12 protein-coding genes are annotated in these 15,605 nt (G+C 66.5%); 3 read left to right on the forward strand and 9 right to left on the reverse strand.

Translation table 11 applies throughout. From position 1 onward, the window contains the following. The first annotated feature begins 187 nt into the window (after positions 1-187). The 3 genes from FHY18_RS16430 to FHY18_RS16440 all read left to right on the forward strand — a co-directional run bounded on the left by FHY18_RS16430 (position 188) and on the right by FHY18_RS16440 (position 8,040). Positions 188-1,426, forward strand: coding sequence for an efflux RND transporter periplasmic adaptor subunit (locus FHY18_RS16430; RefSeq protein WP_259156881.1), 1,239 nt, complete (start codon positions 188-190; stop codon positions 1,424-1,426). Positions 1,427-1,520: 94 nt separating this feature from the next. Further along, positions 1,521-4,769 carry an efflux RND transporter permease subunit gene (locus tag FHY18_RS16435; RefSeq protein WP_259156882.1) on the forward strand — a complete coding sequence of 1,083 codons (3,249 nt, stop codon included), beginning with the start codon at positions 1,521-1,523 and terminating at the stop codon, positions 4,767-4,769. 130 nt (positions 4,770-4,899) lie between these two features. Beyond that, positions 4,900-8,040, forward strand: coding sequence for an efflux RND transporter permease subunit (locus tag FHY18_RS16440; protein ID WP_259156883.1), 3,141 nt, complete (start codon positions 4,900-4,902; stop codon positions 8,038-8,040). Positions 8,041-8,707: 667 nt separating this feature from the next. On the opposite strand, the gene FHY18_RS16445 is transcribed toward FHY18_RS16440, so the two are convergent. The 9 genes from FHY18_RS16445 to FHY18_RS16485 form a co-directional block, all read right to left on the reverse strand. Then, entirely contained in the window at positions 8,708-10,075 is a 1,368-nt protein-coding gene (locus tag FHY18_RS16445; protein ID WP_259156999.1) for a VOC family protein, read from the reverse strand. A 151-nt stretch (positions 10,076-10,226) separates the two neighbouring features. Further along, a complete protein-coding gene (locus FHY18_RS16450) occupies positions 10,227-10,844 on the reverse strand; it encodes a hypothetical protein (RefSeq protein ID WP_259156884.1) in 618 nt (205 codons plus the stop codon). 29 nt (positions 10,845-10,873) lie between these two features. Further along, complete coding sequence (locus tag FHY18_RS16455) at positions 10,874-11,449, reverse strand: hypothetical protein (protein ID WP_259156885.1); 576 nt, start codon at positions 11,447-11,449, stop codon at positions 10,874-10,876. Positions 11,450-11,702: 253 nt separating this feature from the next. Then, entirely contained in the window at positions 11,703-12,461 is a 759-nt protein-coding gene (locus FHY18_RS16460; protein WP_259156886.1) for an HAD family hydrolase, read from the reverse strand. Between the two features lie 36 nt (positions 12,462-12,497). Then, positions 12,498-12,935, reverse strand: coding sequence for an EF-hand domain-containing protein (locus tag FHY18_RS16465; RefSeq protein WP_259156887.1), 438 nt, complete (start codon positions 12,933-12,935; stop codon positions 12,498-12,500). A 201-nt stretch (positions 12,936-13,136) separates the two neighbouring features. Then, the gene (locus FHY18_RS16470; protein ID WP_259156888.1) at positions 13,137-13,496 is read right to left on the reverse strand and encodes an EF-hand domain-containing protein; all 360 of its coding nucleotides are present in this window, start codon (positions 13,494-13,496) and stop codon (positions 13,137-13,139) included. A gap of 224 nt (positions 13,497-13,720) precedes the next feature. Next, on the reverse strand, positions 13,721-14,098 hold the full coding sequence (locus FHY18_RS16475) for a hypothetical protein (RefSeq protein WP_259156889.1): 378 nt from the start codon (positions 14,096-14,098) through the stop codon (positions 13,721-13,723). A gap of 190 nt (positions 14,099-14,288) precedes the next feature. Continuing rightward, positions 14,289-14,483: a CPXCG motif-containing cysteine-rich protein gene (locus FHY18_RS16480; protein ID WP_259156890.1), complete on the reverse strand. Its 195-nt coding sequence runs from the start codon at positions 14,481-14,483 to the stop codon at positions 14,289-14,291. Positions 14,484-14,616: 133 nt separating this feature from the next. Continuing rightward, positions 14,617-15,306, reverse strand: coding sequence for a M15 family metallopeptidase (locus tag FHY18_RS16485; RefSeq protein ID WP_259157000.1), 690 nt, complete (start codon positions 15,304-15,306; stop codon positions 14,617-14,619). Positions 15,307-15,605: the final 299 nt, after the last annotated feature.

Below are 15,605 nucleotides of genomic sequence, written 5' to 3' on the forward strand. Positions count from 1 at the left end.
TTCAGTCCAGCGGTCAACCGCAGTCGCAGTGGTACGTTGCCGCTGCACTGCGCCCATGAATGGCGCAGATGTCGCGCCCGATGGCCCGTTACTTCAGTAACGTTCAATCCGTCAGGCGCGGCGATATGCTTCGCATAGCCGCCCCACGGTCGCCCCAGGCGCCCGGCCCGCCCTCAGGAGTTGTCGCATGTCGCGTTTTTGGAAGATCACACTGCTGGTCGTAGCGGTGCTCGTCGTGGTGTTTGTCGCAATGCGGATGATGGGCGGGGGCGATCACGGCAAGCGGGCGGACGCACCGGACGGCAATGGCACCGAAAACAGCGGCCCGGTGCCGGTCACGGTGGTGGCTGCCACCACCCAGGACGTGCCGGTCTATGCCAGCGCGCTGGGCACGGTCACCGCGCTCAATACGGTCACGGTCAGCCCGCAGGTCGGCGGCCAGCTGATGAGCCTGAATTTCAAGGAAGGCCAGGAAGTGAAGAAGGGCGAGCTGCTGGCGCAGATCGACCCGCGTACCCTGCAGGCCAGCTACGACCAGGCGCTGGCGGCCAAGCGCCAGAACCAGGCGCTGCTGGCGACCTCACGGGTGAACTACCAGCGCTCCAACGACCCGGCCTACAAGCAGTACGTCTCGCGCACAGACCTGGATACCCAGCGTAACCAGGTGGCGCAGTACGAGGCGGCGGTGTCGGCCAACGATGCGCAGATGCGCTCGGCGCAGGTGCAATTGCAGTTCACCCGCGTCACCGCGCCGATTGACGGCATCGCCGGCATCCGCGGGGTGGACGTGGGCAATATCGTCAGCGCCAGCTCCACCATCGTCACCCTGACCCAGATCCGCCCGATCTATGTGTCCTTCAACCTGCCCGAACGCGAGCTGCAGGCCGTGCGCAGCGGCCAGGCGGCGTCGCCACTGGGCGTGGCGGCGCTGGATCGCGGCGATGCGCACGTGATCAGCGGCGACGGCAAGCTGGAGGTGATCGACAACCGCATCGCCGCCGACAGCGGCACCTTCGGTGCGCGTGCGATCTTCGCCAACACCGACAACGCCTTGTGGCCGGGGCAGTTCGTCAACGTGCGGCTGCAGCTGCGCACCATCTCCGGCGGCACCGTGGTGCCCACCCAGGCCGTGCAGCGCGGGCCGGACGGCGATTACGTCTATGTGGTGGGCAACGACAACACCGCACAGATGCGCACCGTGGTGCAGGGCGTGGAAGTGGACGACAGCCATGTGCAGGTCACCAAGGGCCTCAAGCCCGGCGAGCGCGTGGTCACCGAAGGCCAGTTCCGGCTCAAGCCGGGCAGCAAGGTCAGCGCACTCAAGCCGGGCGAAACCCCGCCCGAGCCGACCGAGGCCGAACTCAAGGCAGCGCAGGACAAGCAGAAGGGCGGCGGCGGTGGCCGTCGCGGCGGCGGCCCGCGCTAATGCCTGACCACTGGCGACGGGACACCCCGCCGCCAGTGCGCGTCGGCGCCCTGTGCGCCGGCACCGATTGACGTCTTCAGCAAGGATTCCCCCCGTGGGCTTTTCGACCATCTTCATCCGCCGCCCCATCGCCACCTCGTTGTTGATGGCGGGCGTCCTGCTGCTGGGCATCCTGGGCTACCGGCAATTGCCGGTGTCGGCGCTGCCGGAAATCGACGCGCCCAGCCTGGTCGTGACCACCCAATACCCCGGCGCCAACGCGACCACCATGGCCTCGCTGGTGACCACGCCGCTGGAGCGCCAGTTCGGGCAGATCTCCGGGTTGCAGATGATGACCTCCGACTCGTCGGCGGGCCTGTCCACCATCATTCTGCAGTTCTCGATGGACCGCGACATCGACATCGCTTCGCAGGACGTGCAGGCGGCGATCCGCCAGGCCACCCTGCCCTCGTCGCTGCCGTACCAGCCGGTCTACAACCGGGTCAATCCGGCCGATGCGGCGATCCTCACGCTCAAGCTCACCTCCGACTCGCTACCGCTGCGCGAGGTCAACCGCTACGCCGATGCGATCCTGGCCCAGCGCCTGTCGCAGGTGCCGGGCGTGGGCCTGGTGTCGATCGCCGGCAACGTGCGCCCGGCCGTGCGCATCCAGGTCAACCCGGCGCAGCTGTCGAACATGGGCCTGACCATGGAGTCGCTGCGCAGCGCCCTGACCCAGACCAATGTCAGCGCGCCCAAGGGTTCGCTCAACGGCAAGACCCAGTCCTACAGCATCGGCACCAACGACCAGCTCACCGACGCGGCGCAATACCGCGAGACCATCATCAGCTTCGCCAACGGCCGCCCGGTGCGCCTGGCCGATGTGGCCAACGTGGTCGACGGGGTGGAAAACGACCAGCTCGCCGCCTGGGCCGATGGCAAGCCGGCGGTGCTGCTGGAGATCCGCCGCCAGCCCGGCGCCAACATCGTGCAGACGGTGGAGCAGATCCGCAGCATCCTGCCGCAACTGCAGTCGGTGCTGCCGGCCGACGTGCACCTGGAGGTGTTCTCCGACCGCACCGAAACCATCCGCGCCTCGGTGCACGAGGTGAAGTTCACCCTGGTGCTGACCATCGCGCTGGTGGTGGCGGTGATCTTCGTGTTCCTGCGCCGGCTGTGGGCCACCATCATTCCCTCGGTGGCGGTGCCGTTGTCGCTGGCTGGCACCTTCGGGGTGATGGCGTTCGCCGGCATGTCGCTGGACAACCTGTCGCTGATGGCGCTGGTGGTGGCGACCGGGTTCGTGGTCGACGATGCGATCGTGATGATCGAAAACATCGTGCGCTACATCGAACAGGGCAAGAGCGGGCCGGAGGCGGCGGAAATCGGCGCCAAGCAGATCGGCTTCACCGTGTTGTCGCTGACCGTGTCGCTGGTGGCGGTGTTCCTGCCACTGCTGCTGATGCCGGGCGTGACCGGGCGGCTGTTCCATGAGTTTGCGTGGGTGCTGTCGATCGCGGTGGTGATCTCGATGCTGGTGTCGCTGACGCTGACGCCGATGATGTGCGCCTACCTGCTCAAGCCCGACGCGCTGCCCGAAGGCGAGGACGCGCACGAACGCGCAGCAGCGGCCGGCAAGACCAATCTGTGGACACGCACGGTGGGCGCGTACGAGCGCAGCCTGGACTGGGTGCTTGCCCATCAGCCGCTGACCCTGGCGGTGGCGATCGGCGCGGTGGCACTGACGGTGGTGCTGTATGTGGCGATCCCCAAGGGCCTGCTGCCCGAACAGGACACCGGCCTGATCACCGGGGTGGTACAGGCCGACCAGAACGTGGCCTTCCCGCAGATGGAAGAGCGCACCCAGGCGGTGGCAGCAGCGCTGAAGAAGGACCCGGCGGTGACCGGCGTGGCCGCCTTCATCGGCGCCGGCACCATGAACCCGACGCTCAACCAGGGTCAGCTCGCAATCGTGCTGAAGACGCGTGGCGACCGCGATGGCCTGGACGAGGTGCTGCCGCGCCTGCAGAAAGCCGTGGCCGGCATTCCGGGCGTGGCGCTGTTCCTCAAGCCGGTGCAGGACGTCACCCTGGACACCCGCGTGGCGGCCACCGAATACCAGTATTCGATCTCGGATGTGGACAGCACCGAGCTGGCCACCTGGGCCGGGCGCATGACCGAGGCGATGCGCAAGCTGCCCGAGCTGGCCGATGTGGACAACAACCTGGCCAACCAGGGACGTGCGCTGGAGCTGAGCATCGACCGCGACAAGGCCAGCATGCTGGGCGTGCCGATGCAGACCATCGACGACACGCTGTACGACGCCTTCGGCCAACGCCAGATCTCCACCATCTTCACCGAGCTCAATCAGTACCGCGTGGTGCTGGAAGTGGCCCCGGAATTCCGCAGCAGCACCGCGCTGATGAATCAGCTGGCGGTGGCCAGCAACGGCAGCGGCGCGCTGACCGGCACCAATGCCACTAGCTTCGGCCAGGTGACCTCGTCCAACTCGTCCACCGCCACCGGCGTGGGCAACCAGAACACCGGCATCGTGGTCGGCGCCGGCAGCATCATTCCGCTGGCCTCGCTGGCCGAAGCCAAGGTCACCAATACGCCGTTGGTGGTCAGCCACCAGCAGCAGCTGCCGGCGGTGACCATCTCGTTCAATCTGGCGCCGGGGCACTCGTTGTCGCAGGCGGTGGCGGCGATCGAGAAGGCGCGCGAAGACCTGAAGATTCCGACCCAGGTGCATGCGCAGTTCGTCGGCAAGGCCGCCGAATTCACCGGCAGCCAGACCGATATCGTGTGGCTGCTGCTGGCCTCGATCGTGGTGATCTACATCGTGCTGGGCGTGCTGTACGAAAGCTACATCCACCCGCTGACGATCATCTCCACGCTGCCGCCGGCCGGCGTTGGCGCGCTGCTGGCGCTGATGATGTGCGGGCTGAGCCTGTCGGTGGACGGCATCGTCGGCATCGTGCTGCTGATCGGCATCGTCAAGAAGAACGCGATCATGATGATCGACTTCGCCATCGACGCCCGCCGCGAAGGCGCCAACGCGCATGAAGCGATCCGGCGCGCCTGCCTGCTGCGCTTCCGCCCGATCATGATGACCACCGCCGCGGCGATGCTGGGCGCGCTGCCGCTGGCGCTGGGCACCGGCATCGGTTCGGAACTGCGTCGCCCGCTCGGCATCGCGATTGTGGGTGGCCTGTTGCTGTCGCAGCTGGTGACGCTGTACACCACCCCGGTGATCTACCTGTACATGGAACGTGCCGGCGAGCGGCTACGCGACTGGCGCGCGCGGCGTGCCGCCCGCCGCGACGGCGTACCCCCGGCCTCCACCTCGGAGCGCCCGGCGTGAGGACTGTTGCGGCAATCGCTGATCCGATTACCGGCGTGCGGCATCGCCTGCCCGCAGGCGCGCTCAGGCGTGGCGCTGGCCCTGCTTGCCGAATCCCCAATCCCGATTCCCAAATCCCGGCACCACAGCCATGAACATCTCCGCGCCCTTCATCAAGCGCCCGATCGGCACTTCGCTGCTGGCGATCGGTTTGTTCGTGATCGGATTGATGTGCTATCTGCGGCTGGGCGTGGCGGCGTTGCCGAACATCCAGATCCCGGTGATCTTCGTGCACGCAACACAGTCCGGCGCCGATGCCAGCACCATGGCCTCCACCGTCACCGCGCCGCTGGAACGGCATCTGGGCCAGCTGCCCGGCATCGACCGCATGCGCTCGTCCAGCTCGGAGAGCAGCAGCCTGGTGGTGCTGGTGTTCCAGAGCAATCGCAACATCGATTCGGCCGCGCAGGACATCCAGACCGCGATCAATGCCTCGCAATCGGACCTGCCCTCCGGGCTCGGCACGCCGATCTACTCCAAGGCCAATCCGAACGACGACCCGGTCATCGCCATCGCCTTGACCTCGGACACCCAGTCGGCCGATGAGCTCTACAACGTCGCCGATTCGCTGCTGGCGCAGCGCCTGCGCCAGATCACCGGTATCAGCTCGGTGGACATCGCCGGCGCTTCCACGCCGGCGGTACGCGTGGACGTGGACCTGCGCGCGCTCAATGCATTGGGCCTGACCCCGGACGATCTGCGCAACGCGGTGCGCGCGGCCAACGTGACCTCGCCGACCGGCTTCCTGTCCGACGGCAACACCACCATGGCCATCATCGCCAACGATTCGGTGGCCAAGGCGGCGGATTTTGCGCAGCTGGCGATCTCCACCCAATCCAACGGACGCATCGTGCGGCTGGGCGATGTGGCCACCGTCTACGACGGCCAGCAGGATGCGTATCAAGCGGCCTGGTTCAATGGCAAACCCGCAGTGGTGATGTATGCCTTCACCCGCGCCGGCGCCAACATCGTCGAAACCGTGGACCAGGTGAAGGCGCAGATTCCCGAGCTGCGCGCCTACCTGCAACCCGGCACCACGCTCACGCCCTACTTCGACCGCACCCCCACCATTCGCGCCTCGCTGCACGAGGTGCAGGCCACGCTGATGATCAGCCTGGCGATGGTGGTGCTGACCATGGCGCTGTTCCTGCGTCGCCTGGCACCCACGCTGATCGCCGCGGTCACCGTGCCGCTGTCGCTGGCCGGCTCGGCGCTGGTGATGTACGTGCTGGGCTTCACCTTGAACAACCTGAGCCTGCTGGCGCTGGTGATCGCGATTGGTTTTGTGGTCGACGATGCGATCGTGGTGATCGAGAACGTCATGCGGCATCTGGACGAAGGCATGCCGCGGCTGGAAGCCGCCCTGACCGGTGCGCGCGAGATCGGCTTCACCATCGTGTCGATCACCGCTTCGCTGGTGGCGGTGTTCATTCCGATGCTGTTCGCCAGCGGCATGGTCGGCGCGTTCTTCCGCGAGTTCACCGTGACCCTGGTGGCGGCGATCGTGGTCTCGATGCTGGTGTCGCTGACCTTGACGCCGGCGCTGTGCAGCCGCTTCCTGTCGGCGCATAGCGAGCCGGAAAAGCCCGGTCGTTTCGGCGCCTGGCTGGACCGCATGCACGAGCGCATGCTCGCCGTTTACACCGTGGCGCTGGACTTTTCGTTGCGCCACGCATTGCTGCTGTCGCTGACGCCCTTGCTATTGATCGCCGCCACCATTTTCCTCGGCGGTGCAGTCAAGAAGGGCTCGTTCCCCGCGCAGGACACCGGCCTGATCTGGGGCCGCGCCAATTCCAGCGCCACGGTGTCGTTCGCCGACATGGTCAGCCGCCAGCGCCGCATCACCGACATGCTGATGGCCGACCCGGCGGTGAAGACCGTCGGCGCACGGCTGGGCTCCGGCCGCCAGGGCTCCAGCGCCTCGTTCAATATCGAATTGAAAAAGCGCGACGAAGGCCGCCGCGATACCACCGCGCAAGTGGTCGCACGCCTGAGCGCCAAGGCCGACCGCTACCCGGATCTTGACCTGCGCCTGCGCGCGATCCAGGACCTGCCCAGCGACGGCGGCGGCGGCACCAGCCAGGGCGCGCAGTATCGCGTGTCGCTGCAGGGCAACGACCTGGCGCAGCTGCAGGAATGGCTGCCCAAGCTGCAGGCCGCGCTGAAGAAGAACCCACGCCTGCGCGATGTCGGCACCGACGTGGATACCGCCGGCCTGCGCCAGAACATCGTGATCGACCGCGCCAAGGCCGCGCGCCTGGGGATCACGGTCGGTGCCATCGATGGCGCGCTGTATGGCGCCTTCGGCCAGCGCTCCATCTCCACCATCTATTCGGATCTCAACCAATACAGCGTGGTGGTCAATGCGCTGCCCTCGCAGACCGCCACGCCCAAGGCGCTGGACCAGATCTTCGTGCCCAACCGCGCCGGGCAGATGGTGCCGATCACCGCGGTCGCCACCCAGACCCCCGGCCTGGCGCCGCCGCAGATCATCCATGAAAACCAGTACACCACGATGGATCTGAGCTACAACCTCGCACCGGGCGTCAGCACCGGCGAGGCGGACCTGATCATCAAGTCCACCGTGGAGGGCTTGCGCATGCCCGACGGCATCCGTCTCAGCGGCGACGACAGCTTCAACGTGCAGCTCAGCCCCAACTCGATGGGCGTGTTGCTGCTGGCCGCGGTACTCACCGTCTACATCGTGCTGGGCATGCTCTACGAGAGCCTGATCCACCCGGTGACCATCCTGTCCACGCTGCCGGCCGCCGGTGTCGGCGCGCTGCTGGCATTGTTCCTGACCAACACCGAGCTGTCGGTGATCTCGATGATCGCGTTGGTGCTGCTGATCGGCATCGTCAAGAAGAACGCGATCATGATGATCGACTTCGCGCTGGTGGCGCAGCGCGTGCACGGCATGGATGCACGTGCGGCCGCGCGCGAGGCCTCGATCGTGCGCTTCCGCCCGATCATGATGACCACGATGGTGGCGATCCTGGCGGCGGTGCCGCTGGCCGTCGGCCTGGGCGAAGGCTCTGAGCTGCGCCGCCCGCTGGGTATCGCGATGATCGGCGGGCTGGTGTTCTCGCAGAGCCTGACCCTGCTCAGCACCCCCGCGCTGTATGTGATCTTCTCCTGCCTGAGCGAGCGCTGGAAGGCGCGGCGCGCACGTGTGCGTGCACGCCGGGCAGAGCGCGCGGCGGCACGGCGCCCGGCGGCGTCGGCGCACTGAGGCGACGCCGCACACGCGCCGGCCTGCTTAGACCGACGCATGCCGGCCGGCATGTTGGTTGGTCAGCGCCGCTCGGCAGTCACCTGTCGATTGCCGACGTGACGCCGGGGCATCTCTGCTGGCAACGCATAAACCCGGCACGCTGGCCAGGCTGCAGATACATGGGTCTGCCAAGCCGGAATCTCGGTTGCCTTGGCGCGCTTGGACGGTGCCGGGTAGATCATGTGCGGAGCGACGGACCTGCGGCCTGGCTGCAGGGCTGCAGGGCTTCAGGGCCCGGTCGAGATGGTCGGTGCGCATGCTTTTTCGACAAAGCAACCAGCACACTGTCTGGTGCGGTGCCCTCACCGGTTGCGGGACCGTGTGGCGGCATGGATGCCCCCACCGAGCCCCCAGGGACGGGTTAACGGCGTGTCCCGCAAGCGGTGAGGGCACCGCGCGCTCGACCCACTGGGCTTTTGACCTAAGCCAAAGCGCCCGACCGCGTCCAGATGCCGAGACTAGCCAAAACCTCGATTGCTTCTTTGTTCCGATGCTTCAAGGTACGCGCCATCCAACTCCGCAGCGGCGCACATTCTGGCAATGTGCACTGCGCGATCACGACACGCCATGCGCGACAAAGCCGGCAGACAGCAGGCCTGCAAACGCGCACGCCGCGCTGTGACTGCTACACCAGCAACGCCTGCAGCGACTCCCGCTCCAGCTGCGCATACAATGCGAACTCGTCGTGCACCTGCGCGCCCAACGCCTGCTCGAAACTGCGCTTGCTCGAATGTGCGGCGTAGGCGCGTTGCTCGGCGCCGCCGAGGTTGGACTGGAAGATGCCGGCCGCGCTGACCGGCAGGAAGTCTTCGTAGATGATCGGATCGGCACTGAGCAGGCCAAGCGCGATCGCCGTTTCTGCCGGCAGTGCGGCCACCTGCGCCGGATCGGCGCGGCCGGCATCGGTCAACGCATAGCGGAAGTAGCCCAGCCCTTCCTGACGCAGCAGCGCCTCGTCGTCTGGAAAGGCCACGAACGCGGTCTGCAGCCGCGTGGCGTAATCGGTGCCGGTGCTGCCGGCGCCATCGGCGTCGCGCGCCTGCGCCAGCAGTGCGTCGTACAGCGCGCGGCCCTTGGGCGTCAGTGCGAGCCCGCGCTGTTCGATCTCGCCGAAGCGCGCGGTATGCGTGCCGTGTTCGGGCTGCCCGCCGTCGCCGACAAAGCGCACCGGCTCTTCCAGCGCCTTGAAACTGGTCTGGCGCAGCAGGATCGGCACGCGCCGACGCGGCGGCCCTTCGATCACCGCCTTCGCATCGATGCCGGCGCGCTGCATCTGCGCCTGCGCCGCGTCGATATCCAGCGTGCGCGGGGTCAGATGGTTGATATGCGGGCCGTGGAAGCTCACCACATCGGCGATCAACTTGTGCGCATCGCTCAGCGCGCGGTAAGTGGGCAGCGACACCGTTGCATCGCCATGCCAGCGGAAGGTTTCCAGCGCTTCGGCCACGAAGCGCTGCGCCTGCCCGGCATCGAGCCCGCCGACACGCTCGTAGTGTTCGATCAACTCCACGACAGCATCGGTGAAGATCTGCCGCTGCTCCAGGATCTGCGCAGCCTGCGCACGTAGCGCGGCATCCTCGATCAGTTCCAGCCGCAGCAACGAGGTGAACACGCGGAACGGATTGGCCGACAGCGCTGCCTCGTCGATCGGGCGGAACGCGGTGGAATGCACCGGCACCCCCGCCACCGAGAGATCGTAATAACCCACCGGGTGCATGCCCATCACCGCAAACAGGCGCCCCAAGGTGGCCAGTTCCGCCGCCGTGCCGACCCGGATTGCGCCGTGCCGCTCCAGATCCAGTCGTGCGCGCTCGTCGTTGCGCTGCAGCCGCGCTGCCAATGCCGGATCGGCTTCCAGCGTCTGCGCATTGACCTGCGCCACCAGCGTCATCAGGTCGCCGTACAACGGCACCTCGGCGCGATACATGTCCGACATCGCCTGCGCAAACAGGCTGCGGATGTGGTCGGAAGAAACAAACACGGTATCGCGCATGGCGTGGTCTTGGCAGAGGCCGGCCGATGCCAGCGTTACCGCATTCTCGCCGACCACGCCCCTTAGCGACCAGCTGCACGGCAGCATCGCGCCCGCGCGTTGGCGCGCAGACAGCCGGCTGCGGCTGCGGACCTGCGACATGCCTTGCGCGTTACAACCCCGCCTGGGCTGCAGCGTCGGCCGCTTCGCTGGCCTCGCGCGCGGCCTCCAGCCGCTGCGCGTGATCGCCAAGCTGGCGGCGCAGCAGCGCATCGAGGGTGATCGGCCGTTCCCAGCGGTCGTAGCTGGCGACGATGGCGTGCCGCAGCGCGCGCAGATGCGCGTTGTCCGGCGCCACCGGCAGCCGCGTGATCACGCCCTCCCATCCATCGCGATGATCGCGCGTGTAGGCGCGCACGCTGTCGCGGCACGACAGCTGCACCGTGTGCGCCCACGCGCAGGCGAAGTAGATGTCGCCGGCATGCCAGCCATGCACCTGCAGCAGCGCCTGCACGTAGCCGCGCGGGGTTTCGGTATAACGGGCAACCTCATCGATGAAACTGTCGGGGTAGCGCTGCGCATAGCTGCCCATGTCGGCCAGATGCTGGTCCACCCACGCATCGCCAGTGCCGGGCGTCACCGCCGGTGCGGCTTCCTGCGTCCGGGTGCCGGCAGCCGGCGCAGGCACGCCCTGCGCCACCGCCAGTACCGGAACCAGCACGGCAACCAGCAATGGCAGCGATCGCAACCGAGGTGAGCGTAAGACGGGCATGCCCCGATGATGCCGCATGCCCGCGCCGGTGTCAGGCCACACGCGTGTCAACGCAGATCGTAAAAGCCGATCGAATGCACTTCGCGGCAGCCGCTCAGATCGCAGGAGCCCACGTAGCCGGGACCGATGTAACGCTGGCGCGCATCGCGGTTGTGCGGGCTGCTGTACGGGTCCGGCCCATACAGGCCGTTGCCGTAGTAGATCTGCCCATACGGACGATTGCGCGATGCACCCAACCGCAGTTCGCGGCCGTAGCCATAGCCGCCATAGGCACCGCCGTAGCGAACGTCGGAATATCGATCGGGCGAAAACGCAGAACCGCGATCGCTTGCAGTCGGGCGGGACTGCAATTTTGCGATGCTCTCGCCGTGCGCATCCACATAGCCTTGCTCACGGTCGAAGCGGACGGTGCGGAAATACACGATCTCCCCACCCACCTTGCGCGTGCGCAGACGCACGTAGTCGCCCGCATCGTCGTAGTACGGCTGCCCGTCGCGAAAGATCACCTCGCTGGGGTTGATGATTTCCTCTTCCAACTCGGCAGCCGCAAGCGGTGTGGTGCCGACGAGCAGCCCAAGTGCGATGACCAGCGCTGCACGATGGGTGATGGACAACATGTTCATGGGTAATCCCTCCAAGGTCGGCATGCACGCGTGCGGGCCGGAACGTCCTGTTGGCGGGCGCTGCGATGCGCCCGCATGTTGATTTTCGTTGCATCCGCGAAGCGGCGCCAGGTAGCGACCGCCCTGGCTCCCGCGATGGAAGATCCCGCCATGACCACGGCGGTGCAACCATTGAAGGCGCGTCGGCACGGAACGAACATCCCAAGCGGCCGCAGCCGCTCCCCTGCCGGCCGGCGGACGCGTGCCACGGCGCTCAGCTTAGCGCGTGCTGCCTGGCCAGTGCATCCAGCGCATGCACGGCGGCCGGCCAGCCTGCGGCATCGGGCACTTCGCGCATGCGCGGTTCGTCGGCGGCGACACCGTGGTCCTGTTCGTGCGCCCAGGTCACCGCGTAGGGGGTATGGATGCCCCAGCCGCCGATCGCCAGCACCGGCTCCACGTCCGAGCGCAACGAGTTGCCGATCATGACGAAGCGCTGCGCCGGCAGGTCGAATTCGCCGAGGACGCGCGCGTAGGTATCGGGATCTTTCTCGGACACCACCTCGACCCGCGGGAACAGGTCGGTCAGGCCGGACTGGGCGATCTTCTGCTCCTGATGGAACAGATCGCCCTTGGTGATCAACACCACCGCATAGTCGGCGGCGATAGCGCTGACGGCCTCACGCACTCCGGCAATCACTTCCACCGGATGTTGCAGCGTGGCCCGCCCAATCTCGACGATGCGCTGGATGTCGCGGGCGTCGATGCGGGCGTCGGTCAGTTCGATGGCCGTCTCGATCATCGACAAGGTCATGCCCTTGGCGCCGTAGCCGAACACCTTGAGGTTGCGCCGTTCCACCGCCAGCAGATGCCGCTGCATGCGGCTGTCGCCCAGGTCCAGATAACCGGCCAGGATCGCTTCGAAATCCGCTTCGGCGCTGCGGTAATAGTCCTCGCTTTTCCAGAGGGTATCGTCGCCATCGAAGCCAACCAGTTGGATCGCCTGGCCGTCGCGCTGTGTCAGAGCTGTCATCGCGCAAGTCTAGCAGCGCGTGGATGCGCTGCTGCGTCAGTCGCCCGCAGCGTCGCCCGGGCCGGGCTGGTAGCTGGCGAATTCGTCGCGCGACAGGCGCCCATCGCCGTTGCTGTCGAAGTCGGCGAAGTTCTCGCGCAGGATCGGATCGGCCCCGGCTTCTTCCCGCGTCAGCGAGCCGTCTGCATCGCTATCCAGACTGCGGAAGCTGCGCGGTACCAGCGTCCCGGCCGGCGCGGCCACCGAGGAGTCGGCGCCGCTCCTGGGGCGGACCGGGCCGGCGGGATCGGTGGGAAGCAGTGGCGTCGTTGCAGGTGGTGGCGGCTCGATCGGCAGAGGCGACATGGCCGGGGCACTGGAGCCAGGCGGCGCAAGCGGTTGCTGCGTAGACGCCGGTGGCAGCTCCGGGGGCGCGGCAAACGCCAGCAGCGGGCCAGATAGACCCGCCAGTATGATAATGCGCAGCTGCACCATGGAAGAAGGCCGGAGTTGTAGCACTTCACCGTAACGTGCCCGACGTAAAGAAAACGGGAGCGGCCTTGGCAGGCCGCCCCCGTGTATCCATCCCGACCCAACGCGCAAGGCGTGGTCGGCTTGCCTACCTACAAAAGCTCCTCTTCGATCATTGAAGGCTGTCTGTAGCCGTACGGGCTGGTGATCGCGGCACGATACCGGTCAGTTCCCCTGCGAGCCGCTGGCACCGCCGCCGCTCTGCTGGGTGGCGACAAAGGCTTTGTACTCATCCGGGGTCAGCTTGCCGTCGTGATCGCCGTCGGCCTGGTCGAAGATCTGCGCCAGCCCGGCGTTGACCTGGGCTTCGGGCTTGCTGATTGCGCCGTCGCTATCGGTATCGACACTGGCCCAGGTCTGCCCGCCGCCACTGGAACTGGAGCTACCGCTCTGGGCACCGGTGGCCGAACTTCCCGACTGCGCTGCAGCATCCTGGGAGGTGCTTTGCGCCATGGCCGGCAGCGCAAGAGCGGCGGCAAGAGCGGCGGTGGCGGCAAGCAGCGAGGTGCGGTTGCGATTCTTCATTGGGTGGTCTCCTTGGCTTGGGAATGCGCGGTGTCGCCGCACATGGCACCACCCTACCCATCGCAAATGAACGCCCAACCCGGCGTAATTTCGCGCAAAACGTCCTCTTAACCATCGCGCGGAACGTTGTGTTTAGCCGCCTGTTAGCGGCTGGTGAGCCAAACAGAAGCAGCGCATTCAACAGCGCGGTTTTTGAGAACCAGACCGCGTTTTTCCACCGTCGTTTACGGGCCCGGGGCCTCGTCATCCCAGCTTCCGGAGCTGAACAGTTTCCAACCTAGGACGACGCCCGCAAGTGCACCGGCCACTTGCAGGATGACGCGCGAACCTAATTCGTTGGGGTCGTGAATCTTTGCCAGGGCCAGCCGCGCATACAGCGGCGACTCCAGCCGCACGATGCTGGTGTAGACGAGGTTCCAGATGTCGTAGCCGGCACCGATGGCCACCGCGAGCAGGCAGGCGATTCCCAGGGTGTGGCCGTGGGTGAACTGCAGACGTCGGCCGATGTACTCGACAGCGGCAAACAACAGCACCCCTAGCACCAGCGCAATCAGGCCTGCCTCCAGCGAACCGAGCAGGCCGAAGTGCAGGGGCAGATTCATCGTGACAATCCAGGCAGCAGGCGTGCCAGTCTAGCGGCTAAGGGCAAGGGATCCGCAGGCGTCGCCGAATCGGTGGACGAGCACGCGAACACGGCAGCGGCGATGGCGAGTCAGGCGCGCGCCTGACTGGGTCCGGCATGTTGCGCGGCCTGCTGCAGCGCTGCGCAAAGACCGTGTCCGCAAGTCCGCCTCAATCGTCCTGACCGCGCGCGGTCACCTGCGCCTCGCCATCCTCGTCCCATTGCACGCTGACCGAGATCGGCTTGCAGCACACCTGGCAATCTTCGATGTACTGCTGATCGCCACCGGTGAGATCCAGCGTCAGCGTGATCCACTCCCCGCAGTACGGGCAGGCGATATCCAAAAAACGTTCCGGGTCGGACATGACGATTCCTCAGGCAGCGGCCGCAGCGTGGCCAATAGCCGGCGAAGCGGCAAGCGCGACGCCAAGGGGTGCAGTGTACGAGCGTTCCAGCCACTGCACGCCTAAAACCAGCGCAGCTTGCACATGGCCGCGCTCACTCCACCGGCACATCGTAAGCGGTCTGTGGCGTGGGCTCGGGGCGGAAGGTGAAATGCCACCACTCCATCGGGTAGTTGGCAAAGCCTTCGGCCGCCATGGCGCGCAACAGGTGCTGACGATTCGCACGCTGCGCACCGCTGAGATCGGCTGCATCGGTATGCGCACGCGGATCGAAGAAATCGAAGTCGGTACCCATATCAACCGCGCGGCATGCACCGTGACGGCAATCCAGCAATCCCAGGTCCAGGGTGGCGCCGCGGCTATGTCCCGAGGTCTCGGCGATGTAGTCGCCCAACAATGCCTGCTTGTCCACACGCGGGTAGTACTGCGGCTTGGTCACCTGATCCTGCAGGTCCGCCGCCCACGCCACAAATGCATGCACCGCCCGCACCGGCCGGTAACAATCGAACACCTGCAGGCGATAGCCTGCTGCGTTGAGCGTACGCGCCACCCGTGTCAATGCCTCGGCTGCCGGCCGCAACAGATAACACCGTGATGCGAGATACCCGGGCACCACGCGCCCGGTGAAGTTATTGCTGCCTGCATAGCGCATGTCGACGGCGATCTCCGGCGCGAGCGTGCCCACGTCGATCAGACCCACGTCGGCAGCAGTGGTCGCCGGCGAAATGACCGGCGCTGCGGTGGCAACAAAGCATGTGCTTGCAAACGCCGCTGCAAGTAACAGCCAGGGCAGCGTAGGCTTCTGGCGGCCCGAAGGCACTGCGGGAATGTGGGCTGGGCGTGGATCCGTCATCTGCAAAGCATAGGCGATCGGCGCAGCAAGAAACGCCAGATCAATCCTTTGCCGAGGCGCTCTATGCAGGTAATTGCCAGCTGGACCACGGGACTCATGTCTGGGATGTGGCATCTTCGCCTGGATGGTCCGAGCTGGGCCTTGCTGCGCCGGGATTGGGGATTGGGGATTGGGGATTGGGGATTGGGGATTGGGGATTGGGGATTGGGGATTGGGAATTGGGAATTGGG

Source organism: Xanthomonas sp. 3793 (assembly GCF_024806835.1).
Classification (GTDB): Bacteria; Pseudomonadota; Gammaproteobacteria; order Xanthomonadales; family Xanthomonadaceae; genus Xanthomonas; species Xanthomonas arboricola_F.